The 23,800-nt window shown below is 62.9% G+C and carries 22 protein-coding genes and 1 pseudogene; 10 read left to right on the top strand and 13 right to left on the bottom strand.

Going from position 1 to position 23,800, the window contains the following annotated elements; genetic code table 11:
- Positions 1–221: 221 nt before the first annotated feature.
- The 5 genes from KQH60_RS06225 to uvrB all read right to left on the bottom strand — a co-directional run bounded on the left by KQH60_RS06225 (position 222) and on the right by uvrB (position 5,723).
- Positions 222–1,637: a 4Fe-4S binding protein gene (locus KQH60_RS06225; protein WP_237575656.1), complete on the bottom strand. Its 1,416-nt coding sequence runs from the start codon at positions 1,635–1,637 to the stop codon at positions 222–224.
- Positions 1,634–2,479, bottom strand: a complete 846-nt coding sequence (locus KQH60_RS06220) for an FTR1 family protein (RefSeq protein ID WP_237575655.1) — start codon at positions 2,477–2,479, stop codon at positions 1,634–1,636. Before KQH60_RS06220 ends, KQH60_RS06225 begins: the two co-directional genes overlap by 4 nt.
- Before the next feature lie 31 nt (positions 2,480–2,510).
- Positions 2,511–2,855 (bottom strand): cupredoxin domain-containing protein, encoded by a 345-nt coding sequence (locus KQH60_RS06215; protein ID WP_237575654.1) that lies wholly within the window; start codon positions 2,853–2,855, stop codon positions 2,511–2,513.
- 3 nt (positions 2,856–2,858) lie between these two features.
- Positions 2,859–3,362 carry an iron transporter gene (locus tag KQH60_RS06210; protein ID WP_237576069.1) on the bottom strand — a complete coding sequence of 168 codons (504 nt, stop codon included), beginning with the start codon at positions 3,360–3,362 and terminating at the stop codon, positions 2,859–2,861.
- A 270-nt stretch (positions 3,363–3,632) separates the two neighbouring features.
- Positions 3,633–5,723 carry an excinuclease ABC subunit UvrB gene (gene uvrB / locus KQH60_RS06205; protein WP_237575653.1) on the bottom strand — a complete coding sequence of 697 codons (2,091 nt, stop codon included), beginning with the start codon at positions 5,721–5,723 and terminating at the stop codon, positions 3,633–3,635.
- Between the two features lie 471 nt (positions 5,724–6,194).
- Here uvrB and KQH60_RS06200 point away from each other — a divergent pair, with 471 nt between their 5' ends.
- On the top strand, positions 6,195–7,394 hold the full coding sequence (locus tag KQH60_RS06200) for an amino acid aminotransferase (protein WP_237575652.1): 1,200 nt from the start codon (positions 6,195–6,197) through the stop codon (positions 7,392–7,394).
- A gap of 378 nt (positions 7,395–7,772) precedes the next feature.
- Here KQH60_RS06200 and KQH60_RS06195 read toward each other — a convergent pair whose 3' ends face one another.
- Positions 7,773–8,570, bottom strand: a complete 798-nt coding sequence (locus KQH60_RS06195) for a 3-hydroxybutyrate dehydrogenase (protein ID WP_237575651.1) — start codon at positions 8,568–8,570, stop codon at positions 7,773–7,775.
- 252 nt (positions 8,571–8,822) lie between these two features.
- Here KQH60_RS06195 and KQH60_RS06190 point away from each other — a divergent pair.
- Both KQH60_RS06190 and KQH60_RS06185 read left to right on the top strand, forming a co-directional pair.
- A pseudogene (locus KQH60_RS06190) lies at positions 8,823–9,007 on the top strand (aldo/keto reductase); the annotation flags it as partial.
- A gap of 91 nt (positions 9,008–9,098) precedes the next feature.
- A complete protein-coding gene (locus KQH60_RS06185) occupies positions 9,099–9,944 on the top strand; it encodes a 23S rRNA (adenine(2030)-N(6))-methyltransferase RlmJ (protein WP_237575650.1) in 846 nt (281 codons plus the stop codon).
- Positions 9,945–10,180: 236 nt separating this feature from the next.
- Here the strand turns inward: KQH60_RS06185 and KQH60_RS06180 are convergent, their stop codons facing one another.
- Positions 10,181–10,330 carry a DUF3563 family protein gene (locus KQH60_RS06180; RefSeq protein ID WP_237575649.1) on the bottom strand — a complete coding sequence of 50 codons (150 nt, stop codon included), beginning with the start codon at positions 10,328–10,330 and terminating at the stop codon, positions 10,181–10,183.
- 41 nt (positions 10,331–10,371) lie between these two features.
- Positions 10,372–10,677 carry a hypothetical protein gene (locus KQH60_RS06175; RefSeq protein WP_237575648.1) on the bottom strand — a complete coding sequence of 102 codons (306 nt, stop codon included), beginning with the start codon at positions 10,675–10,677 and terminating at the stop codon, positions 10,372–10,374.
- 6 nt (positions 10,678–10,683) lie between these two features.
- Here KQH60_RS06175 and KQH60_RS06170 point away from each other — a divergent pair, with 6 nt between their 5' ends.
- Complete coding sequence (locus tag KQH60_RS06170; protein WP_237575647.1) at positions 10,684–11,031, top strand: hypothetical protein; 348 nt, start codon at positions 10,684–10,686, stop codon at positions 11,029–11,031.
- Here the strand turns inward: KQH60_RS06170 and cueR are convergent.
- Positions 11,012–11,515, bottom strand: coding sequence for a Cu(I)-responsive transcriptional regulator (gene cueR / locus KQH60_RS06165; protein WP_237575646.1), 504 nt, complete (start codon positions 11,513–11,515; stop codon positions 11,012–11,014). The genes KQH60_RS06170 and cueR overlap by 20 nt on opposite strands.
- 115 nt (positions 11,516–11,630) lie before the next feature.
- On the opposite strand from cueR, the gene KQH60_RS06160 reads away from it, so the two are divergent.
- Entirely contained in the window at positions 11,631–11,825 is a 195-nt protein-coding gene (locus KQH60_RS06160) for a heavy-metal-associated domain-containing protein (RefSeq protein WP_237575645.1), read from the top strand.
- A 73-nt stretch (positions 11,826–11,898) separates the two neighbouring features.
- On the opposite strand, the gene KQH60_RS06155 is transcribed toward KQH60_RS06160, so the two are convergent.
- Genes KQH60_RS06155 through imuA form a run of 3 tightly spaced genes read right to left on the bottom strand, consistent with a single transcriptional unit; the run spans position 11,899 to position 17,876 of the window.
- Positions 11,899–15,312, bottom strand: coding sequence for an error-prone DNA polymerase (locus KQH60_RS06155; protein WP_237575644.1), 3,414 nt, complete (start codon positions 15,310–15,312; stop codon positions 11,899–11,901).
- A 7-nt stretch (positions 15,313–15,319) separates the two neighbouring features.
- Complete coding sequence (locus KQH60_RS06150; protein WP_237575643.1) at positions 15,320–16,984, bottom strand: DNA polymerase Y family protein; 1,665 nt, start codon at positions 16,982–16,984, stop codon at positions 15,320–15,322.
- Positions 16,944–17,876: a translesion DNA synthesis-associated protein ImuA gene (gene imuA / locus KQH60_RS06145; RefSeq protein WP_237575642.1), complete on the bottom strand. Its 933-nt coding sequence runs from the start codon at positions 17,874–17,876 to the stop codon at positions 16,944–16,946. Before imuA ends, KQH60_RS06150 begins: the two co-directional genes overlap by 41 nt.
- A 556-nt stretch (positions 17,877–18,432) precedes the next feature.
- Here imuA and KQH60_RS06140 point away from each other — a divergent pair.
- Together KQH60_RS06140 and KQH60_RS06135 are read left to right on the top strand one after the other, a co-directional pair.
- Entirely contained in the window at positions 18,433–19,689 is a 1,257-nt protein-coding gene (locus tag KQH60_RS06140) for an MFS transporter (RefSeq protein WP_237575641.1), read from the top strand.
- Between the two features lie 558 nt (positions 19,690–20,247).
- Positions 20,248–20,883: a phosphatase PAP2 family protein gene (locus KQH60_RS06135; RefSeq protein WP_237575640.1), complete on the top strand. Its 636-nt coding sequence runs from the start codon at positions 20,248–20,250 to the stop codon at positions 20,881–20,883.
- A gap of 60 nt (positions 20,884–20,943) precedes the next feature.
- On the opposite strand, the gene KQH60_RS06130 is transcribed toward KQH60_RS06135, so the two are convergent.
- Positions 20,944–21,255, bottom strand: coding sequence for a hypothetical protein (locus tag KQH60_RS06130; RefSeq protein WP_237575639.1), 312 nt, complete (start codon positions 21,253–21,255; stop codon positions 20,944–20,946).
- A gap of 321 nt (positions 21,256–21,576) precedes the next feature.
- Here KQH60_RS06130 and KQH60_RS06125 point away from each other — a divergent pair, with 321 nt between their 5' ends.
- From KQH60_RS06125 to KQH60_RS06115, 3 genes are all read left to right on the top strand, one after another.
- Complete coding sequence (locus KQH60_RS06125) at positions 21,577–22,029, top strand: HU family DNA-binding protein (protein ID WP_237575638.1); 453 nt, start codon at positions 21,577–21,579, stop codon at positions 22,027–22,029.
- A 261-nt stretch (positions 22,030–22,290) separates the two neighbouring features.
- The gene (locus tag KQH60_RS06120) at positions 22,291–23,085 is read left to right on the top strand and encodes an SDR family NAD(P)-dependent oxidoreductase (protein WP_237575637.1); all 795 of its coding nucleotides are present in this window, start codon (positions 22,291–22,293) and stop codon (positions 23,083–23,085) included.
- 469 nt (positions 23,086–23,554) lie between these two features.
- Positions 23,555–23,755 (top strand): hypothetical protein, encoded by a 201-nt coding sequence (locus tag KQH60_RS06115; protein ID WP_237575636.1) that lies wholly within the window; start codon positions 23,555–23,557, stop codon positions 23,753–23,755.
- The last annotated feature ends 45 nt before the right edge of the window (positions 23,756–23,800 follow it).

Below are 23,800 nucleotides of genomic sequence, written 5' to 3'. Positions count from 1 at the left end.
TTGCCGCACGGCAGACCGAGCCGCACGTCGCATCTTGTCACAGGTCGAACCTCACTACAGGCCGGGCTTTATCACAGGTCGAATCTCACCATAGGTCGAACCCTGCCATAGGTCGAGCTTCGCCGTAGGCCAAACCTCACCCTAGGTTGGGCCTTCACGCCAGCCGGATTTCACATCCATTTGGACTTTGGCGTCGATTCAGGCCTTTGCGAGGCCTGTGCTCAGGCCCAGCCCCAGAACATCAGCCACCATGCGCTATCGACAATCGCCAACGCCGCGACAAAGCACAGTAGTGCACCTACGCCCCGTGCGACACCGGCGCTCACGCCACGCACGTGCTTGACGACGATGTTCACCGCGAGATACAGACTTGCCGTGTTGGCGGCCGCCAGCAACGCGAGCCGCACGTCTGGTACCCAGCCAAGCGGCAGATGCTCGGCACGCAGCAGCGACACGGTGGTGGCCGACAAGCCGAGGAACACGCCCATGCCGGCCAGCGGGATCAATGCCTGCGCAAAGTGATGCAGCCGCGACGTACGCCACCGGCCGAGCAGCAGGTTGCCAATCGCGACGCACGCCAGCAGCGCGGTGCCATACAACAAGCCAGTGGTGACGATATAGCCGATCACCAAGCCACCGTCGAGCCACGAGAACACATCATTCTGCTCCGGATAGTGCGTGAAGATGAACCATGGCGCGTTGGTCTGCAGCGGCCACATGATGTCGTGGTCGATCAGCCACGCGGCCAGCGATTGCTTGATCGAGACAAACAGCGGGCTGACGGTCCAGTGAAACGCGCCGATCGCGATGCCGAGCAGCCCGTACAGAATCAACGCGGTGTCCCACCGGCTCGCCGCCTCCTCGCCCAACTCAACAACTTCCTCCGCCGGCGAGCGCCACGTCAGCGCGATCGCATCACGATGGCCGCTGCAACGGCCACACATATGGCAGGCCGACGCGCCCTTCATGTTTCGCAACGGCACGAGCGGCGCGCAGTTCACCGGGATCACACGGCGCCCATGCTTGCTCTGCGTGTATGAACGGCGCCACGCCTGCTCATCGACCCGATAGCGCAGCGGGGCGAGCCGCGCAAGCAGCGCGAATACGCCATTGACTGGACACAGGTACTTGCACCACACCCGTTTTTCCTGGCCGTACAGCAGGCCAATCACGATAGCGGCAATGGTCGACCCACCGAGCACCAACAACACCGCCTTCGGATACTGGTACACACTGACCATTTGCCCATAGATCGTCGTGAGCCCGAACGCGACGAACGGCCACCCGCCCCAACGTATCCAGCGCGGAATTGGACGGCCCAGCCCATGCTTGCTCGCGAACTCGGACAATGTGCCTTCCGGGCACAGCACGCCGCACCATACACGCCCGAGCATCACCATCGACAGCAGCACAAACGGCCACCAGATGCCCCAAAACACGAACTGCGCGAATACCGTGAGGTTCGACCAGATATGCGCGGCATCGTCCGGCAGCGGCATGAACGCCGGCACCAGGATCAACAGCGCATAAACGAGCACGACGACCCACTGCACGTTGCGGATCACCGTCTGATGGCGCTGCATCCAGTGCCCAGCCTCGGCCAACCAGCCGGAGCGTGGAGCAAGCATCACACTCATGCGGGCTTCCTCTGCGCGCCCGAGGATTGGCGCTGCCGGGTCCGGCGCAGCAACACCCAGACCACCAGCCAGAACAACGCATACGCAATGAGGTTGGCCAGTGCCGGATGGGCCCGATAGCCGGTCAGCGTCGCCACCAGCGAGCCGACTGTCCCCGAGTCGTCCAGGATGTGCGACGTGTCCCACACCATATCGATGCCGGTCGGCACGATTTCCTTGTCGATCAGCTTGTCGATGCCCGTTTCGAACAGACCAGCGCCGAGAAATAACAGCATGACCTCGGTGACGCGGAAAAACGCGCGCCACGAGAAAATCCGGCCACCCAGTTGCAGCAGATAAAACGTGAGCAACGCGAGCGCTAGACCAATCAGCACGGCCAGCCATTGCATCACATCAACGTGGCCCGATCGGCCGAAGCCCAGCCCATACAGGAAGATCACCGTTTCACTGCCTTCGCGCGCGATCGCCAGTGCCGCGAGCACTGCGACACTCCACCAGTTTGCATTGCGCCGACTCTCGGCCAACGACATTTCCATATCGCGCTTGAGCGTGCGACCATGCCGCTTCATCCACAGCACCATCTGTACGATCAGCACGCACGCGACCAGCACCATCGCCGTCTGGAAATAATCCTGCGCATCACCGGACAGCACTTCGGTGAAGCCGACCAGCGCAGCACCCAGGCCAACCGCCGCCAGCAATCCCGCACCGACGCCAAGCCACAGCCACGGCAATCCCTTGCGCGCGGCGGCGTCACCATTGCTCAACCAGGCATGCAGAATGCCGACTACGAGCAGCGCCTCGACGCTCTCCCGCCATACGATGAATAGAATCTGACCCATTACATCTTCCTTCACGCGGCTGTACGGCCCGTCACTTTGCCACTATCACGCCTTGCGCTCTTGGATGAAAATCATCGAAGAACTTGTACTCACCCGGCGACAGCGGCGCAATCACGACAAACGACTCGGCGCCCGGCGCCAGCACCTTCTCCTTGCGCAACTGCACGCTCTCGAACTCGACAGCGCCCTTGCCAGTGTTGTGCACCTCAATCTTGATGCGCTGGCCAGCCGGCACCTCGATGCGCGCCGGATTGAGCTTGCCGTCCGCCATCTCGAGCCGGAACGTAGGCAGGTCCGCGGCGCGAGCGACGCCGCCGAACGCGGCGCTCCACGCTAGCAGCCACGCCGCACCCTGCAATTTGAGCGTGTGCTTCATTGATCAGTACCCCCCCTTTTTGCCAATGCCGGCGAACGGGAAGTCATAGTTCAATTCGAACGGCTTGAACCACGGACCGACACCGGTTTCCTTGTCAACATGGCGGCCAAACGCCATATGCCCAGTCTGCTCGGGCGGTGCGATGAACAACTTCAAGTGGTACTTGCCCGGTCCCGCGAGCTTCACATTGTCGCCGTAGTGCGGGCCATCACTCGCCACCATCGCCATCAAATCACCCTTTTGCACGTAGTTCGAGCCGGGCTTGGTCAACTCGTAGCGTACCTGCAGATACGGCATCCAATCGCCTTCGGCAAAGCCGGTCGGGTTGTTCTTGACTGCATGGATATCCGCCTCCAGGTGGATGTCCGAGTCGGACGCCTTACGCATCATGCCTTCCGGGTCCATCGTGATCGGCTGCAGATACACCGCGCCAACTTCCATCCCGCCCTGAATCTGCGGCTTGCCAATCGGATACTCGGCTGCCGACGCCGTGCCTGCGGCGCCCATTGCCAGTGCAAATGACACCACGGCGGTGGCGGTACGAACTAGACGAAAACCTGCCATCGACATTCCTCGTAATGTGTGTGAAAACTGGAATAAGAACAATTCTCAATACAACGTCAGTGTAGCACTGATCTGCGCGTTGTCCCAAGCGACAATGTGCGTCGCACCGGCACATCTCGTCGCCGCGTAGGCTCGTGCTCCGGGCGCCCCGCGCCCCGCATTGCGCCGTTGCGCCGTTGCGCCGTCGCGCCGTCGTGGCGTCGTGGCCGCGACCTAGCGCAGTTCTGGCACGTGGTCGCCGACGCTCGCGCCGAATGCGCGTTGCTTGAGCCGCGCCAATTGGTCGCGAGTCTGCGCCGCCTTCTCGAACTCGAGGTTCTTCGCGTAGTCCAGCATCTGCTTTTCGAGTTTTTTGATTTCTTTCGCGAGTTGCTTGTCCGACATGTCCTCGATCTTCGCGCGCTCCTGCTGCACGCGCAGTTCGGCGCGCGCGTCGTCCACGTCGTAGATGCCGTCGATGATGTCTTTAATCCGTTTGACGACGCCACGCGGCACGATACCGTTGCGCTCGTTGTATTGGATCTGTTTACGACGCCGCCGCTCGGTCTCGTCGATCGCGCGCCGCATCGAGTCGGTGATCGTGTCACCATACAGGATCGCGCAGCCGTTGACGTTGCGCGCGGCCCGCCCGATCGTCTGGATCAGCGAGCGCTCGGCGCGCAGGAACCCTTCCTTGTCCGCGTCCAGGATCGCCACCAGCGACACTTCCGGGATATCGAGCCCTTCGCGCAGCAGATTGATACCGACCAACACGTCAAAGGTGCCCAGCCGCAGGTCGCGGATAATCTCCACCCGCTCGACCGTATCGATGTCGCTATGCAGGTAGCGTACCTTCACGCCGTGGTCGGCAAGAAACTCGGTCAGTTGCTCGGCCATGCGCTTGGTTAGCACGGTAACCAGCACCCGTTCGCCAGCCGCCACACGCTGGTTGATTTCCGACAGCACGTCATCGACTTGCGAACTGGCGGGACGAACTTCGATCTGCGGATCGACCAGCCCGGTGGGGCGCACCACCTGCTCGACGACCTGGCCCGCGTTGCGCTGCTCGTAGGCAGCCGGCGTCGCCGACACGAACACCGCCTGGCGCATCTTGCGCTCGAATTCATGAAACTTCAGTGGGCGGTTATCCAGTGCGGACGGCAGCCGAAACCCATACTCAACTAGGTTTTCTTTGCGCGACCGGTCCCCGTTGTACATAGCGTTGAGCTGGCCGATCAGCACATGCGACTCGTCCAAGAACATCAGCGAGTCAGTCGGCAGATAGTCGCACAGCGTTGGCGGGGGCTCGCCGGGCGCGGCGCCCGAAAAATGCCGCGAGTAGTTCTCGATGCCCTTACAGAAACCGAGTTCCTGAAGCATCTCGAGATCGAACCGGGTGCGCTGCTCAAGCCGCTGCGCCTCGACAAGCTTGCCCTCCTGGTGGAAGAGCGCGAGCCGCTCGCGCAACTCCTCCTTAATCGTTTCAACCGCTCGCAACACCGTATCGCGGGGCGTCACGTAATGCGACGACGGGTAGACGGTGAAACGCGGGATACGTTGCCGCACCCGTCCGGTCAACGGGTCAAACAAATGCAACGATTCGACCTCGTCGTCGAACAGCTCGACGCGCACTGCCATTTCGGCATGCTCGGCCGGAAACACGTCAATGGTGTCGCCCCGCACGCGGAATGTGCCACGCTGGAAATCGATATCGTTGCGCATGTACTGCATGGCAATCAGCCGGGTAATGATCTCGCGCTGGCCGACACGGTCACCGTCGCGCAGCGTGAGAATCATCTGATGGTATTCCGCCGGGTTGCCGATCCCGTAGATTGCCGAGACCGTCGCGACGATCACGACATCACGCCGCTCCAACAGACTCTTGGTGGCCGACAGCCGCATCTGCTCGATGTGTTCGTTGACCGCCGAATCCTTTTCGATGAACAGGTCGCGCTGCGGCACGTACGCTTCGGGCTGGTAGTAGTCGTAATACGACACGAAATATTCGACTGCGTTGCGCGGAAAAAACTCACGGAACTCGGAATACAGCTGCGCGGCCAGCGTCTTGTTCGGAGCGAATACGATCGCCGGGCGGCCGAGTCGAGCGATCACGTTGGCCATCGTGAACGTTTTGCCCGAGCCGGTCACGCCGAGCAGCGTCTGGAACGCGAGTCCGTCCTGGATACCCTCGACCAACTGGCGAATGGCCTCCGGCTGGTCACCTGCCGGTGGAAACGGCTGGTACAGCTGGTAGGGCGATCCATCGAAGACAACGAATTTGCTCTCATCGAGCGCGTTATCGTTTTCGGTGTGCAATGCGGACATGGGTCGTTCCTTCCGGCCGGGACAAGCAAACGTCCATTCTAGCGTTTTGGCGCGACATGGGGTCGAGTGGAACCTCAGGGAAACCGCCACGCTCAGCCGCGCACCGGCACCCGTTCGATTCCAGCACTGGCCCGTGGCCGATCCGAGTCGAGCGGCGGCGCGACCATACACTCTACACAGGCGTGAGCCGAGCACCGAGCAAGCCGCGCGCTGAGCAAGCCAGGCGCCGGAACAGACCATACGCTGAAGCAAGCCAGGCGGCGGAGCAGACCATGCGCTGAAGCAAGCCAGGCGTCGGAACAAACCATGCTCCGAAGCGGATCGATGGGGCAGGGTTCTCTGCTGCCCGCCGACGCGCAGCCATGCGGCCGGCATTGGTTACAATATTGAAATGGGTGGCTGCTGAGCGTCGATCCCAACCATGCCATGGCCGCCGTCCACTGTCTTTTCGAACTCACTGCCGATACGATCATGTCTCTTTTCTCCGCCGTCGAACTCGCGCCGCGCGACCCGATTCTGGGCTTGAATGAAGCTTTTAATGCCGATACCCGTCCGACAAAGGTCAACCTGGGCGTGGGCGTCTACACAAACGAGGAAGGCAAGATTCCGCTACTGCGTGCGGTGCGCGAGGCTGAACGGGCCCGGTTGGAGCAAGCGTTGCCGCGCGGCTACCTACCGATCGACGGAATCGCCGCATACGACACGGCAGTGCAAAAACTGTTGTTGGGTAACGACTCGCCGCTGATCGCCGAAGGCCGCGTCATTACCGCGCAGGCGCTTGGCGGAACCGGTGCGCTGAAAATCGGCGCGGATTTCCTCAAGCGCATCGAGCCAAACGCGAAGGTGGCAATCAGTGACCCGAGTTGGGAAAACCATCGCGCACTGTTTGAAAGCGCCGGCTTCGAAGTCGTAGCATATCCGTACTACGACCCGGCGACCCACGGTGTAAAGTTCGACGCACTGCTCGCCGCGCTGAACAGCTATCCGGCCGGCACGATCGTGGTGCTGCACGCCTGCTGCCACAACCCGACAGGTGTCGATCTGGACGAGGCACAGTGGCGGCAGATCGTCGACGTGGTCAAGACACGCGAATTGGTGCCGTTCCTGGACATGGCCTACCAGGGTTTTGCGCAGGGTATCGACGAAGATGGCGCGGCGGTACGCCTGTTCGCGTCGGCGGGTATCGACGTCTTCGTCTCCTCGTCGTTCTCCAAGTCGTTCTCGCTGTACGGCGAGCGGGTCGGCGCGCTGACAGTCATCACGCATGGCGGCGAGGAAAGCGCGCGCGTGCTGTCGCAATTGAAGCGTGTGATCCGCACCAACTATTCGAACCCGCCGACACATGGCGGCGCGATCGTGGCAGCAGTGCTCGGCAATCCCGAATGGCGCACGCTCTGGGAACAGGAACTTGGCCAAATGCGCGAGCGCATCCGCGCGATGCGCGGCGGCTTGGTACAAAAGCTCAAGGACGCCAGCGTGCAGCGCGATTTTGAATTCGTCAACCGGCAGCGCGGCATGTTCTCGTATTCAGGACTCAACGCCGCGCAAGTCGAGCGCCTGCGCGAGGAATTCGGTATCTATGCGGTCAGCACCGGACGTATCTGTGTGGCCGCGCTCAATACGCGCAACCTTAACGTGGTGGCCAACGCAATCGCGCAAGTATTGAAGTGATCGAGACGGCGCGATGGCGCGGCGCCCGCCATGCCATCGTGCCGTCCGGTCCTCGGCATTGAATAGCGCCTGCTCGACGCCAACCGGCACCGGCAAGCCGAGCGTGGGCTGATAAATCGCATGCCAGAATTCACGCGGCGCGGCAGTCGCCACAGCGGCGCATTGCCCCTCATGATCGCAGTATTGAACGCGCCGATCGAAGTGCCAGCTAGCCAGTTTGGACGGATACCGGCATCATGCAACCCCTCGTACCCCTGCCTGGTCTGCGCCGAGCACGCCGCCCTACAGCGCCCATACCACCGTCTCGTAAGGCAATAGCGCGCGCAGGGGCCCATCGCTCGGACAGGTCGGGGCTGCATGGGGTCCGCTCATGACAGGCTATTTCATCGACCAGCCGTGCGTGACGAGGAACGATTGGCCGGTGAGGGCTGCGCTCGGATACGCGGCCAGAAATAGCGCCAGTTGCGCGACGTCGTCAACGGTGGTGAACTCGCCGTCCACGGTGGCGCCAAGCATCACACGCTTGACCACCTCTTCCTCGCTGATGCCCAGTTCCTTGGCCTGCTCCGGAATCTGCTTGTCCACCAGCGGCGTGCGCACGAATCCGGGACAAATCACGTGCGAGCGCACGTGATGCGCGGCCCCTTCCTTCGCGAGCACACGCGCCAGGCCGAGCAGTGCGTGCTTGGCGGCCACATACGCTGATTTCAGCGGCGACGCCTCGTGTGAATGCACTGAGCCCATATAGATCACGACGCCCCCACGATCGCCGGCATACATGTATTTAAGCGCCGCCTTGGTGGTGAGAAACGCACCGTCGACGTGGATCGCCTGCATCTTCTTCCAGTCCGAGTACGCATAGCTTTCGATCGGATTGACAATCTGGATGCCGGCATTGGACACTAGGATGTCCACCGAGCCGAACGCCGCGGCCACCTCGTCGACGCCAGCATTCACCGCATGCTCGTCTGTCACGTCCATCGCAACGCCGAGCGCCCGGCCGCCTTGCGCGGTAATCTCCCGCACGAGCGCTTGCGCACCTTCGCGATTCAGGTCGGCGATGCCGACCGCGGCGCCAGCTTGCGCGTAGACGCGGGCGATCTCGCGGCCGATCCCGCTTGCCGCACCGGTGACGATGGCTGTCTTACCGCTCAGATTCGCCTTCAAAGTCGACATTGATTTTTCTCCTAGCCAGTGAGTCACACGAACGTGACGCGTCATCGCGACCGGCGGCCGATGCCCAGGTCGGGCCGGACACCGCGCAGCGAGCGAATTGCGCTATTGTGCCTGGACCGGGGCGCGCGCTGCATGCGATAGCCGTCGAGCCTGAATTTTCCCAAGCCACTACGCTATAGGACTCGCACTGCGGCGCGGTGCAGACGGCGGCCCGCGTGTATCAATGGACACGGACCGACAGGTGGAGTGCAAATGGAATATCGAAGATTGGGCCGCTCCGGCCTGCAAATCAGCGAACTGTCGATCGGCTCATGGGTAACATACGGTAGAACCCAGTCGATACCCGTATCGCGTGCGAGTCGCTGGCCCGAGCGCGCGACGCCGGTGTGAATTTTTTCGACAACGCCGAGGTGTACGCGGGCGGCCACTTCGAGCAGAACAAGTGTCACGCCCGCCTCCCGGCAATGCAATGCGCCCGGCTCACAAGCGTAGAATAGTGGGCTTTTCCGCGCCCGCACATCCGGCATCATGCTCAGTTACCGTCACGCCTTTCACGCCGGCAATCATGCCGATGTACTCAAGCATTGCGTCGTCGTGCACCTTCTGCGCCATCTTGCGCAGAAGGACAAGGCTTTTTGGTATATCGACACGCACGCGGGCGCCGGTGCGTACGCACTGCACGAAGGTTACGCGCAGAAGCGACTCGAATTCGAGACAGGTATTGCGCGGCTATGGAAACGCACCGATCTGCCGACGCCGCTGGCCGATTACGTGGATGCCGTGCGCGCATTGAATCCGGATGGCGAACTGCGTTTCTACCCTGGCTCTCCCTATCTCGCTTGGCAGACGCTGCGCGAGCAGGACCGGATGCGACTGTTCGAGATGCATACGACAGAGATCGACGTGCTGCGCAGCAATTTTCGCGATGCCGGGCGGCGCGCGATCATCGCCGGCGGTGACGGCTTCGAGGCAATCAAGGCATTGCTGCCGCCTCCGCCACGGCGCGCCCTGACACTGATCGATCCTTCCTACGAGGACAAGCGCGACTACGCGCGCACCCTGGATTGCGTCCAAGCGTGTCTGAAGCGCTTTGCGACGGGCGTCTATGCGATCTGGTACCCGCAGGTCACGCGGCTCGAAGCGCAGCGCTTTCCCACCCAACTCAAGCGCTTGCGGCAAGATCGTTGGCTGCATGTGGCACTGAGCGTTGGCACGGCGCCGAAAGACGGCCTAGGACTGTACGGCAGCGGCATGTTCGTGCTCAATCCGCCGTACACGCTGGCTGCGGCGCTGCACGAAACCCTGCCCTGGCTCGTCGACGCACTGGGCATCGACCGGCAAGCCCGCTTCGTACTGGAGGTGGGCGACGACTGAGGACTGGAGACTGACGGCGGCGCAGCGAATCGCACGCCGCGTTGCAGCCTCGGCATTGTCAATGCACGGTTGCCTTAAGCTAGTGAGATAACGTTTCGCTTGAATGCGAACGGCAACGCCTTCTCGCGTCACCGCAATGGACTAGAACCCGCCGGTTGACGGCTTCGGCACGCATCATTGACGGCCCCATTCGGCAGAAATGGGATAGCGGCAGATGAACGTCGCCCAGTGTAGGATTAAAGCGAGCGGTAACCGTTGTTTTCCAGCGCGCGAATACGCCGCTCGAGTTCGAAGATATCGGCCGACTGCGCCAGATACGCTTCGCGACGGCGGCGTTCGGCCTTCTCGAACCAGTTCGACAACGCCATCAGCAGATAGGTCAGCATCATAATGCTCCAGGAATCGGAGGTGTCCCGTCAGAATGACATCAGGGATTTCCCTTAATCGGGTTAACCCGAGTATAGAAATCTGTCTCAAAAAAGTCCAGCGAATTGCACGAATGATGGGCATGCACGTTTGGCATGCCCATTGAGCGTGAATCGCCAGCCCCCTTCGCCCTGCCGCGCACTGCGGTGAAAAAGCGTGTCGCCTTGCTCATCGGCAGCCGGGCAAATGCCCGCCTTGGGTGCAGCGATCCGGTGGCCCGCTGCGCGCCGCACGCGCACGGCTCGGGTGCACCACGCGGCACGGTGATCGCACGCGCAATCGCGACCACGGACCTTTTGACTTGCATCGCGGCATGCGACGAGAGCAACAGCGCACAAGCGGCTCGACGGTCAACGCGTCCACCAGCACGCAGACTGACGAGGGGCTATGGACCGGCACGCTGGACACTTATCTGCTCAGCGGCAATGCGCCGGTCATTTTGCCGGCCAAGAACGCGTGGTACATCAGCGTGGTACATCAAGCTGCAGGAACATACGTTGGACTATACGAGCGACCCGTCCGGCCTCATCACCACGCCTGTTCCGGGGCATGCAGTGGCGCGGCCACGCTGATCGACTCGCCGCACGAAAGCGATGGGCAACGGGTGTTCAACCTCGCAAACGCGAACTCCGGCTTTGGGGTCATGCTGCTACGTCAGTGAGCACGGTCTCAACACGCTGCCCGCGTGCCGCACGGCGGCTGCAAGCAGCGCCCGCGTCGGGCGGTGATGATGCACAATGTGCGCATGGGCCGCTGTCGTCCAATGCCAGATGTTCGATGATCGGGCAATCCGGACGCTCGTCGCCATGGCAATGCGCGGCCAGGTGCGCTAGGGTGTCGCGCATCGCCGACAGCTCCGCGATGCGCTGCTCGAGTTCGGCGACGTGACCCAGCGCGATCGACTTGACCTGTGCGCTGGCCCGCTCGCGATCGTTCCATAACGCCAGCAGTCGCCGAATATCGACGACCGAAAAGCCCAGCCGCCTCGCATGGCGCACGAACCGCAGCGCGTGAACCTCCTTGTCACCATACACCCGATAGCCAGCATCGGTGCGGCTGTGCGGCGTCACCAGTCCAATGCTCTCGTAGTAGCGAATCATCTTTGCGCTGACGCCTGACGCGTGCGCGGCCTGGCCTATGTTCATGATCGTCGATGCACCGCGTGCGATTCGATACAGTCAAAAAATACTACACCTTGCCATCATGGGAAGGTCTACGCTTGATGTGGATTAATTTGCGCTTGATTGACAGGAGCCCATCATGATCGAATTCAAGGTATCCGGCATGAACTGCCAGCATTGTGTCAAAGTAATTACCGAGTCGCTCCACGCGTTTGATGCGCACGCCCGAGTCGATGTCAACCTCGAACGAGGCCACGTGACGGTCGACAGTACCCAACCCCGCGCCGCGCTGAAAGCGGCGATCGAGGATGCCGGCTATACAGTGAATCAATAAGCGACGCACGCGCCGCCCCCCACTACCGCGTTAAGTCGTCGCGGGCCCACTGGAGCATCGGCGTCGGATCGCTTCAGTGAAAATCCCGGCTCTGCGTAGGCAGAGGGCCCAACAGCGCGCTCTTGTCCTCGAGCCGTTTGGCAACTAGGTGCATCACCTCGCCTTGCCGCTGCCATATGCCATAGACGGCTATCAATCGCGCGTTCAGCAAGGCCTGGCGATGACGCTCAACCAGTGCGGGCCAGACAATCACATTCACGGTGCCAGTCTCATCCTCGATGGAAACGAAAATCGTGCCGCTCGCGGTGCCGGGACGTTGCCGGACCGTGACAATACCGCACGCACGCGCCAATCGTCCATTGGGAAAGGCAGCGAGCTGCGCTGCGGTCTTGAAGCGCATCGCCGCAAGCCGGGAGCGCAACAACGCGAGTGGATGCCGGTTCAACGTCAAGCCCAGACTCGCATAGTCCGCAATGATCTCGCGCCCCTCGCTGGCGCGCGGCAACGCAAGCGCCGTCTCGGCAATCGGCGCATCGCACAGCAGCCGCGGCAGCGGTTGCTGTGCAGTCACCGCCCACCATGCCTGGCGCCGATGCCCGGCCAGGCTCTGCAGTGCATTGGCCGCTGCCAGTGCCTCGAGTTCGCGGCGCGACAACGCGGCGCGGCGCGCCAGGTCCTGCACATCCGCAAATGGTCTGCGTTCGCGCGCGGCCATGATCCGTTCAGCGGCCTTTTGTGAAAATCCCTTAATCAAGTGCAAGCCGATCCGGACTGCCGGCCCGTCGAGTCCATAAGCGGAAGGCGGCTGCCGCGAACGCGTGCCCGCCGGGTCGCCATAAACCTCGTGCAGCGTCGCCAGTGTCGCAGCCGATGCCGGAGACGACGCGCCGACGGTCGCAGGCGAGCAGGTGCCATCCAACGTCGATGCGCAGGCCGACACGCGGGGTTGGCCAAGCTCGTGAGGCGGCAAGCCAAACGGACCCAGCCACGCGAGGCTCCCATTGGCGCCATCAAAGGGTGCGTTCGCCAGTTGTCGTCCATCATTCTGCTGCAACGTTGACTCCCAGTGACTGACTGCCACGTCGGGCGGCAGCACTCGGACGCCGTGCCGCTTCGCATCCTGCACGAGTTGCGACGGCGAATAAAAACCCATCGGCTGGCTGTTGAGCAGCGCGGCGAGAAACGCCGCGGGCTCATGCCGCTTGATCCATGCACTGACGTAGACGAGCCACGCAAAGCTAGCTGCGTGGCTCTCCGGAAAACCATACTCGCCGAAGCCCTCTATCTGCGCACAAATCCGCCGCGCAAACTCAAGCGAATATCCTTTCTCCAGCATGCGCCGTGTCAGGTCCTCCTGATACAGCTGCAGATGGCCGCGCCGGCGCCACGCGACCATCACACGACGCAGCTTGTCCGCCTCTTCCGCGCTGTAGCCCGCAGCGATCATCGCCAACTGCATCACCTGCTCCTGGAAGATCGGCACCCCCATCGTGCGTGCCAGCGCGGGCTTGAGGTCATCCTTCGGGAAATCGACCGGCTCTAGCCCCTGCCGCCTGCGCAAATACGGGTGCACCATGCCGCCCTGTATCGGACCGGGACGTACGATCGCCACTTGCACGACAAGATCGTAGAAGCGGCGCGGCTGCAATCGCGGCAGCATGTTTTGCTGCGCCCGTGACTCGATCTGAAACACACCCGCCGTATCGGCATGGCAACACATTTCGTAGACCGTCAGGTCCTCGCGCGGAATATCCTGCATTCGCAGCTTCGGCCAGCCGCGCCGCTTCGCAATGAACTCCAGCGCGCGGCGAATCGCCGAGAGCATGCCTAGCGCCAACACATCCACTTTCAACAGCTTCAGCGCATCGAGGTCGTCCTTATCCCATTCAATCACGCTGCGATCCTTCATCGCCGCATTCTCGATCGGCACGAGCCGCGACAGCATATCCCGCGCAATCACGAAACCGCCGACATGCTGCGACAGATGCCGTGGAAAGCCGCGCAACTGACCGCTTAGCTCCAGCAATTGCAGCGTGATGCGCGCTTGCGGATCGAGTCCCGCTTCGGCCAGCTTGCCCGCCGAAGCCTGCGGCGCATCCCTCCATTGATGCAACGCCGAAAACCGTTCGACTGACTGGGCTTCCAGGCCCAACGCCCGTCCGACGTCCTTCAGCGCGCTGCGGGTGCGGTAGCTGATCACCGTCGCAGCCAGCGCCGCACGCATGCGGCCATATTTGGCGTAGATGTACTGGATGACCTCCTCACGCCGCTGGTGCTCGAAATCGACATCGATGTCCGGCGGTTCTCGACGGGCGCGCGAGATGAAACGCTCGACCAGCATCCTATGAAATACCGGGTCCACCTCGGTGATATGCAGGCAATAGCAGACCACCGAGTTTGCCGCCGAGCCGCGTCCTTGGCACAGGATGCGGTTGGCCCGCGCAAACGAAACGATGTCATGCACGGTCAAAAAATAGGGCTCATAGCCAAGGTCGGCGATGAGCCGAAGCTCGTGCTCGATCTGCGCCTGGTGCTCCGGCCTTAGCCCTTGCGGCCAGCGCTCGGCTGCCCCCGCATAGACCAGGTTGCGCAACTGCGACGCCGCCGTTTGGCCAGGCGGCACCAGCTCCTTGGGATACTCGTACTTAAGCTCCGACAGTGAAAACGTGCAGCGTCGCGCGACCTCCAGCGTCGCATCGAGCGTGTCGCGCGGGTACAGTGCAGCTAACCGCGCCCGCGAGCGCAGATGACGCTCACTGTTCACCTCCAGTGCATAGCCGCACTGCGCGAGCGTCGTATTCAGGCGGATCGCCGTCAAAGTATCCTGCAGCCTCTTGCGATGACGCGCATGCATCAGCACGCCGCCGGCTGCCACGAGCGGCAGGCCAGTGTGCGCGGCGATTGCGCGCAATCCATCGAGCAGCACGGCATCGCGCCCGTCCTGCCACAGCTGCAGCGCCAGCGAGGCCCGGCCCGGCGCCAGTTGCGCGAGCCATTCGGCCGCCGTGCACGTATCGGCGAGCGGCGCATCGCGATTCGGTATCAGCAGCAACTCGCAGCCAGGCAAGCGTCCCAAATGTACATAACCGGGATCGAGCGGCATAAAATCGTTGACCGTGAGCCAGTAACTGCCCTTTTCGGTCCGGGTGCGCGCTAACGTGATCAGCTCGGACAGGTTGCCATACCCTTGCCGGTCGCGTGCAAGCACCACCAACGTGCAAAATGGCGTACCGTCGGCTGCATGCACTGTCATCTCGCTACCGACCAGCAGCTTAAGCGGCTCGTTGCCGGCGGCATCACGACGATCCCCCATCGCCGCATACGCGCGCACCACGCCGGCCAGTGAGCACTCGTCGGTCACGGCTAGCGCGGTATAGCCCAATTCGATCGCGCGCTCGATCAGTTCGTCCGCGTGCGAAGCGCCGCGCAGGAACGAGAAATTGGTCAGGCAGTGCAACTCCGCATACGCGGGAGGAGCCGAATCCATTGCATTGCTATCCAAAAAAACCGTGCAGGAACCAGCGTCCTGTCACCCGTTCGCGGAATATCCAGTACCAGTGCGACCGGGCGTCAGCGGCAACGTAGTAATCACGTGCGATAGGCTCGCCATCCCACCATCCTGCCTCGATGCGTTCCGGCCCAGCCACCAGCGTGAGCCGGCTTCGATAGAACGGCGTGCCATTGCGCTCGCTCAACGGCTGCGGAGTATCGAGCAGCCAGGCGGGACGGGGAAGCGCATTCGGCGTCAACGGGCCTGGCGCGCCGAACCGGCCGCGCGGCGCCTTATACGGTGTTCTAAAAGGGGCGATGAAATGCGCACGCTCTGGCGCATTCGCATGCAAGCGCGCCACCTGCACATCCATTGACGCAGCCGCCTGAAGCCGGGTAGCAACCGGTCTACCCGCACCCGCCGCCCGCCGTCGAGGATGCGACGACGACGGCACACGCCGCTCGAGCATTGCCAAGCGCCAGGCGCGCCTGCGCAACGCCGCTTCAGGCCGGTGATTGTCGTGGGCGGCGAGTTCGAGCACCCGCTCATCGCCCAACCGCGCGCTCAATCGCTCGACTAGCCGCACCACGGCGTCGCGCTCGGTTCCCGGCATCGGGAAAAACGTCGGAGCCTCTCCCTCATGCGCTACCACACGCAGCGCCTGCAGCGACAGCTCAAGCACCGGTGCGGCGAGCCGCAACGGGTTCAACTTTTCGCGCAGCAGCGCCACCAGGTGCTGGGCATCGCGTGACGGTTCGGCCCAGGTGATCCCGATACGCGATGAGCAACGCATGCCGCGAAACGATGGCTCATGCAGGAGCAACAAATCGAAACCGGTCAACGCCGCATGCTGCGCGCTGAGCCAACCGCACAACTGGGCAATCAAGCGGGCAGCCGCAAACAACAGCGCCTGCGCATTGTCGACGCGCGCCATCAACTCGAGACGCGCCTCGAACGTGCGGGGCGCGACAAAGGCGTCGCGTGGATCAGCGGCCTCGCCATAGGCCTGCTCCAATTGCGTCAGCACGGTCGCCCCGAAGCGGCGCGCAATCCCACCGCGCGGTAGGCGACGCAGATCGCCGAACGTGGCGCAACCGATTTGCTCGAGCGCACCACTCATGCCTTGCACGGCAGGCAGCAGCTCAATCGGCAGTCGGTCGAGCACGCGCGTCAGTGTTTGCAGCTTGAGCACGCGCCGCCGGCTGCGGTACGCCCGCCGGCGTTGAGCCTGCGCCAATAGCCATGCACCCGCGGGCGTCGGCGCACAACCGAGCCGCGCGGCATGACCGCACGTGGCCACGGTTTGCGCCACCTGGCGCTGCACCCTGCGTAGACCGCCAAACAGCCGCAGCACCGAACTGACTTCAAGCAGCACTGTATGAGCAGGCGCCAACACGACGCGCGGCGACCACGCGAGCAGCGCGAGCGCAACCGCCTCGAGCGCGGCCGATTCCCGCAACGGATCCGGACTCAGGAAAACCAACTCGGGCGCCAGCGTCAACGCATGCGAGCGTGACCACCCGGCTCTTACACCGAGCCCGTACGCGGCGGCATCGGCTTGCAGCACGCGGGCATGATCGGCCAGCGCATACGGCGGGGCCTCCGGCTGCGCCGACGGCCGCACCGACTCAAGCGGCAACCACGGCAGAGCGACAGCGATCCATAGCATGGCCGTCCTCCACTTCCTTGCCAATGCGCCCGTCCTCGCCAACACCGGCCTGCTGAGCGACGTCTGTTTGTAGCTCAACGCCGGCCTGCTGCACGATCTCCATTTTTTGACCGATACCAGCGTGCGCCATATGTCCACCGCCCGTGGCCAGCAGCCGTTCTGCCTCCAGCGGCAACGGCACATGGACCGGGTTTTCCAGTACCGGCCCGCGTCGCTTAATGATCGTCAGGTCAAGGCCGCTATGTTGCAAATCCGCGCCGCCGCGCGCCTCGCACAGGATGCGAAGCGGCGCGGGTGAGGACTGGGCGGCTGTATGCGCCGGGCGCATTAGGAAGGCCAGCGCATCGCCATCCTGCGCCGCCAGCTGCAAGCGTCGCAACGCTTCGGCCCGCACCGTTGCATGCCAGACTAATATGGCCCCCATACCCTGATGCTTGAGCGATTGCTCAGCCGCCCACAACACGTCGGCACCCTGCTGTTTGGCGGCGTCCCGTTCCTCGCGGCGGGATGCCGCAATCCAGATCAACCGGTCCAACGCCACGCCCCATGCCATCCATGCCGGCGCATAAGGCAGGCAAGGCGGCGCAATCAGCAGCACGTGGCGGCCGGCGCGCGCGGTCAAATCGGCCAACACAGGCGCCAGCAGGCGCAATTCGCCTGCGCCCGGTTGCGCCAGCAGCAATTCGGTCAGCGCAGCGCGCGGCCAACCACCGCCTGGCAATTCACGATCGAGGGCGGCATGCCCGCTCGGAAGGCTGCCGCGCGACGCGCTGCCCAGTGCATCCCCACGCCATATCTGTCGTTGCAAGTGCCCGGGCAACTCAGCGGTCCACGCAAAGCGGTCTCGGCTCTGATCCAGCGTCATTGTTTCCGCGATTGCGCTCGCAGCCATGAATTCCTCCTTCGAATGTTATCTTGCCCATTTACTGTATATTTATACAGTATTTTGAACAGAAAATTAAGAGGGAAAACGCGCCTCCATGCCTGCGGCGCGCTCTGCGGCGACGCGCTCAACGCAATCGGAACTGCCCCGCCAGCCGCCTTATTGCCGTTGTGCCCATCGAGCGGCGCGCGGCTGACGCGAGACACGAACCGGCAATGCTGGTCCGGATAAGCGACACAGCCTTCATGGCGGTTTTCCAGGGAGTCGGCGCAAGACAGGTAGCCGCAGCACAAGCCGCCCCATCGGCCCTCGTAGGGCTGCTCCCATCCGTTCTACGGCACAGCGATCAACTCGCTTGAATTCGCGTCAACTCGCCTGGCGTAAGCAAGCCAGCAGCTTTTTCGGTTACGGTGTGCGCAGCGCCGAGGCAGCCCAGCGAGGTTGACCGATTCTCGACAATAATTGTCCTAACAGCGTGTTTAAGCCACATTAAACTCAACGTCGCTCCATGATGGTACGCCCGCATCGGGTACCGCAGCCCTCGACCCACAGACGAGAAAAATCGATGTCCACGCTTGATAAGCAGAACGCGGCCGCCGCAGGTACTTCCAGCGGCGCCACGCTCAGCGCCGCCACCACACGGGCCGGCGCAACCGTGTTCCCGGTGCTCGGCGCAATCAGCGTCTCGCACCTGCTCAACGACATGATTCAGTCGTTGATCCTGGCCATCTATCCGATGCTCAAGGCCAACTTCCATTTGAGCTTCGGCCAGATCGGGCTGATCACGCTGACCTACCAGGTCACCGCCTCGCTACTGCAGCCGCTCGTGGGCCTGTACACCGACAAGCACCCGAAACCGTTCTCGCTACCCGTCGGCATGGGTTTCACATTGTGTGGCTTGCTCCTGATGTCCGTGGCCAGCACTTTCCCGATGCTGTTGCTGGCCGCATCGCTAGTCGGTTGCGGCTCGTCGGTGTTCCACCCCGAGTCTTCGCGCGTCGCGCGCATGGCCTCTGGCGGCCGTCACGGACTCGCGCAGTCACTGTTTCAGGTCGGCGGCAACTTCGGCACCTCGCTCGGACCGTTGCTGGCCGCTTGGATCGTGATCCCGCACGGGCAGCCGAGCATCGCCTGGTTCTCGCTCGCGGCGCTGGTCGGCATCGTGATCCTGTTCAATGTCGGACGTTGGTACCGTAGCCATCCGTCCACGAAGCAGTCCCGCACCAGCACGGCCCGCGTGGCATTGGCGCGCTCGCGCATCGCCATCGCCATCGGTGTGCTGATGCTGTTGATATTCTCGAAATACTTCTACTTGGCCAGCATCAACAGTTACCTTACCTTTTACCTGATCGACAAATTCCACCTGTCAGTGCAATCGGCACAGGTTCATTTGTTCATCTTCCTCGCGTCAGTCGCTGCCGGCACGGTGATCGGCGGACCCATCGGTGACCGGATCGGTCGCAAGTATGTAATATGGGCATCGATTCTCGGCGTCGCCCCCTTCACATTGGCGCTACCGTACGCCAACCTGTTCTGGTCCAGCGTGCTGCTGGTCATCATCGGCGTGGTGATCGCGTCGGCCTTCTCCGCGATCCTCGTGTATGCGCAAGAGCTGATCCCCAATAAGGTGGGCATGATCGCCGGCCTGTTCTTCGGCTTTGCGTTCGGCATGGGCGGCGTGGGTGCCGCCGTGCTCGGCTGGCTGGCCGATACCACCAGCGTGCGGTTCGTCTACCACGTGTGTGCGTTCCTGCCGTTGATCGGCATCGTCGCCATCCTGCTGCCGAACCTGGAGCGCCCGCGCGCCGGTCAGTCGGCGTAATCCGCGCTTGCCGCGGCCGGACTGATGCGAATTTCCCCTCGGGCAGCATCGCGCGCGATCGCGCGGGGACAACCTGATGCGGGTTGCCTGGGCCGCATGATGCAGTTTGTCCGAGCCGCATGATGCGGGTTTACTCGGAGCATCATGATGTGGGCTTGCCCAGGGCAGCGTGGTGCGGGCTCATCTCGGGGCTAACGCCCGGCGAACTTCACGGTTAAGCTATGCGCACTGACGCGGTCGCCTGGCTTCGCAGCGCGGCATCGAGCCATTGTGCCACCCAAGCTTGACTCGCCGAGCGTGCCGGTCTACGGATACGACGTCGTGTTGCTGAACGAAGCCACCGGCCAACGGCTGCGTGCCTGGTGAAAAAGGTGTCGTGTGCATCAATGCGCCACTGCCGCCCGGCCGAATATCGTGGCCAAGGCATGCCAAGCACGCGGTTATACTTGTGCCATACCGCAACCCGCTCCATGTCGATTTCGCGTCATTGTCCCAACCATGCCAGACCTTGCGCCGACCACCTGGGCCCTCATTACCGCATTTGGCGGAGCGGGCGTCATGCTGCCCATCGCCGCGGCCATCGCGCTGTGGCTCGGCGTGAGCCATACCTGGCGCAGCGCGCTCGCGTGGTCCGGCTTTCTCGCCACCGGTATCGCGCTCGTGCTGGTCACCAAGGTGGCCTTCCTCGGCTGGGGCATTGGCATACGCTCACTGGATTTCACCGGCATCAGCGGCCATTCGATGCTGGCGACCGCAGTACTGCCGGCCGCGGCGTTCCTGAGCACGCGCGGCGCATCGGTCATGCTGCGACTGGCGGTGCTGGCTGCGGGATTTGTCGCGGGTGCCGCGATCGGCGTATCGCGGGTCGTGCTGGATGCGCATTCGGTATCTGAAGTGATTGCCGGCTGCGCGCTTGGCGCGGCTGTGTCGCTGGGCTGGATCGCATGGGTGGCGCAGCGCGAGCCGAACCCAGCTGCGCGCGTGTCGCGCTGGGTCGTGGCCGCGAGCCTGATCGGGCTCGCCGCATCGCTGCACAGCTATCATGCACCGACTCACCGGTGGGTCACCCGGATTGCACTGCACCTGTCCGGCCACGAGCGTCCATTCGTGCGAGCACGCTGGAAAGCCTACCGGCCGCCGATACCGAGCCAAGCACTCGACATGCAGCCGATCGACATGCGGCCGCGCTCATAGCGACGCTTTCGCGCCGCGAGCCGCCTTGGCCGGCTTCGGCCATTTCAATTGGAACACGTGCTAGCCCACGGCAGCCGTATTGATCGGCTGGCTCGCCGCCGCATAGTCGCGGATGAGCCCGCGTTGCATGTCGCCGAGCGGCAGCCGTGCAGCCAACTGCAACGTAATCACCGCGTCATTGCCGGCGCCGACGCAATCATCACGAGTTGCCGATGCCGTGCGATGCATTGCTCGCAGGCCAGCAGCCCGCTTCAGTGCAGCGCACCGTTGGCCGTGTCGAAACAAGTCCACGCCATGCCCATGCCACGTTTGCGCTCGTGTTGCCAGTCTGTGCAAGTCACGGGTGCCAAAGAACGGTTCGTAGGTGAACATCATTCGGGACGGAGCACGTCAGCTCGCTCACACGCGTCCCGCAATGAAACGCCGCTAGGTGCTGACCGCGGCGTGACCACTCAGCGCCGCGCCGCGACCGTCTCCTCTTGGATAAGTGAAGGCATATCCCGATTTTAAGCGTGCAGGTACGTAGCCTCGTCGCCGCATGCCGCACCGAGCCAAAAGACGTCAACGATGTTGCGCTTAAGGGAACGTGGCTAGCGATAAGCCCATCAGCCAACGTAGAATAAGCCACTCGTCGGATGAACGCGTGACGCGCGACTCCGGCGAGGGTTCTCAACTACTGGGCATTTCAATACGATGGCCACAAAAAAACCAACGACGAAAACCTCTGCAAAACCTGTAGCGAAAAAAGCCGCTGCGACGAAGGTCCCTGCCAAGAAGGCCTCTGCAAAGAAAGCCCCTGCGAAAAAGGTGGCTGTCGCCAACGGCGTCGCCGCACCGATCAAGGAGACTTTCACGAAGGCCAGCCTCAGCGCCCATATCGCCGAACGCGCACAAGTCGAGCCCAAGGCCGCCAAGGCCGTGCTCGCCGCGCTGGAGCAGACGGTCCTCGGCGCCGTGCACAAGAAGGGCGTGGGCGAGTTCACGCTACCCGGCCTGCTGAAAATCACGGTGCAAGCCGTGCCGGCCAAGAAGCGCCGTTTCGGCAAGGATCCGTTTACCGGCGAGGAACGCTGGTTCGATGCAAAGCCGGCCACGGTTCGCATCAAGGCACGTGCGCTGAAGAAGCTCAAGGACGCTGCAGCGTAAGCACGCAACGCACATGCCGCGCTCGTTGCGCGGCGCGCACATGGAGCGGTGCCGCAACCGGGAACGTGCCCCGAGTTGCGGCATTTTTTTGTGGCGTGACACCCCCACCGGGTTCTCATGCCGGCGACGCATGCGCTACGATTGAGCGCATGACGACGCGCGCGGCATCGTGCCGGTCAGCGCGCCAAACCGGCCTGGCAAACTTGCGCTACGATGCCCCCCGACGACCTCCTTTCACTTTCAACAAGTGGAGCATTTGCGATGAAAATCGATCTGTCAGGAAAAACCGCCGCCGTCAGCGGCTCGACCGCTGGCATTGGACTCGCGATCGCAACAGGATTGGCCGCAGCCGGCGCGCTCACAATCGTCAACGGCCGTAAGCAAGATTCCGTGGACAACGCATTGCGCACGATCCGCGCGGCCGTGCCGGACGCCGCGCTGCGCGGCTTCGCCGCGGACCTGTCGCATGCACACGGTTGCGATGCGTTCAGCGCTGCGTTCCCCGACGTCGACATCTTGGTGAACAATCTCGGCGTGTTCGGGCCCGGTGACATCTTCTCGACACCCGACGAGGATTGGCACCGCTATTTCGAAGCGAACGTCATGTCCGGCGTACGGCTAACACGCAGCTACTTGAAAGGCATGATGGAGCGCCGCTGGGGACGCGTGGTATTCATCTCATCGGAGTCGGCGCTCAACATCCCACCGGACATGCTTGCGTACGGCTTATCCAAGACCGCGCAGTTGTCGATCGCGCGCGGCATCGCGAAATACGCAGCCGGCAGCGGCGTCACGATCAATTCCGTACTACCGGGGCCAACGCTGTCAGCGGGCTTTCGGGCGATGGTCGAACAACCGGCGCGTGAACAAGGTAAAAGCGTCGAGCAAGTCGCTGACGAATTCGTGGTGGCCCATCGCGGCAGTTCGATCCTGCGTCGTGCGGCCACGCCCGAGGAAGTCGCAAACATGGTCGTGTACGTGTGCTCGCCGCAAGCCAGCGCCACAACCGGTGCCGCATTGCGTGTGGACGGTGGTGTGGTCGATACGATCGCCTAATCGCGACCGGCGCGCGGCACGGCGGCCGCAACGCATATTACATGACCGTGCGCCCCGTTTGCCGCCACGATGACCCCGCACGCGCACTCACCCGCTCGAAGACCACCTGGCTCGCCTGATCGCCATCTGGGCGATCGTGTTTGCGCCGCTCGTCAGCTTGTGCGCACAGCATCCGTGCACGAGCCTGTCGCAGCGCTGTGCAGGGCAACCAACGCACCGCTCGATGCGTCGCATTACGGCGACGGCGCGCCGTTAAGCCTGTGCAGGTACTGCGACCTGTTGCATCAGCGACCCGCGATGCTTGGGAGGGCCCCGCCCGAGCACAAGCGTTGAAGGTCACAATCCACGCGATCATCGTGCCGCCGCCAACGCGGGACACACCAATGGCGCCTTTCCTTGGGCACACCCACCTCCGATCCGCGTTTGCTGAATCCCCCCACCCTGATAGTCTGGACGGCGCCATCATGGAGTGCAAGCGCCCCCGACCGATGGCATCGGCGCTGCCGTGCCGCCGGCGTCACTGCGCGCCGATGCGCGGCTGGACGACGGCTCTGGTGTGGCTAGCGTCGTGCTCCCGTTGACGGACATGGCGTTGATCGCAGTGTGGCTGGCAAATTGCCTGCTGTTCGCGTGGCAGGACCGAGCGCAGCGCACTGGACAAGCGAATTAGCCATTTGGGTGACTTGCAAAAATCCTTGTATGGACTATATTGAAT

It is taken from the genome of Mycetohabitans sp. B8, assembly GCF_021991875.1.
Classification (GTDB): Bacteria; Pseudomonadota; Gammaproteobacteria; order Burkholderiales; family Burkholderiaceae; genus Mycetohabitans.
The sequence above is the reverse complement of the archived record's forward strand: the minus strand, read 5'-3'. Positions and strand labels throughout refer to the sequence as shown.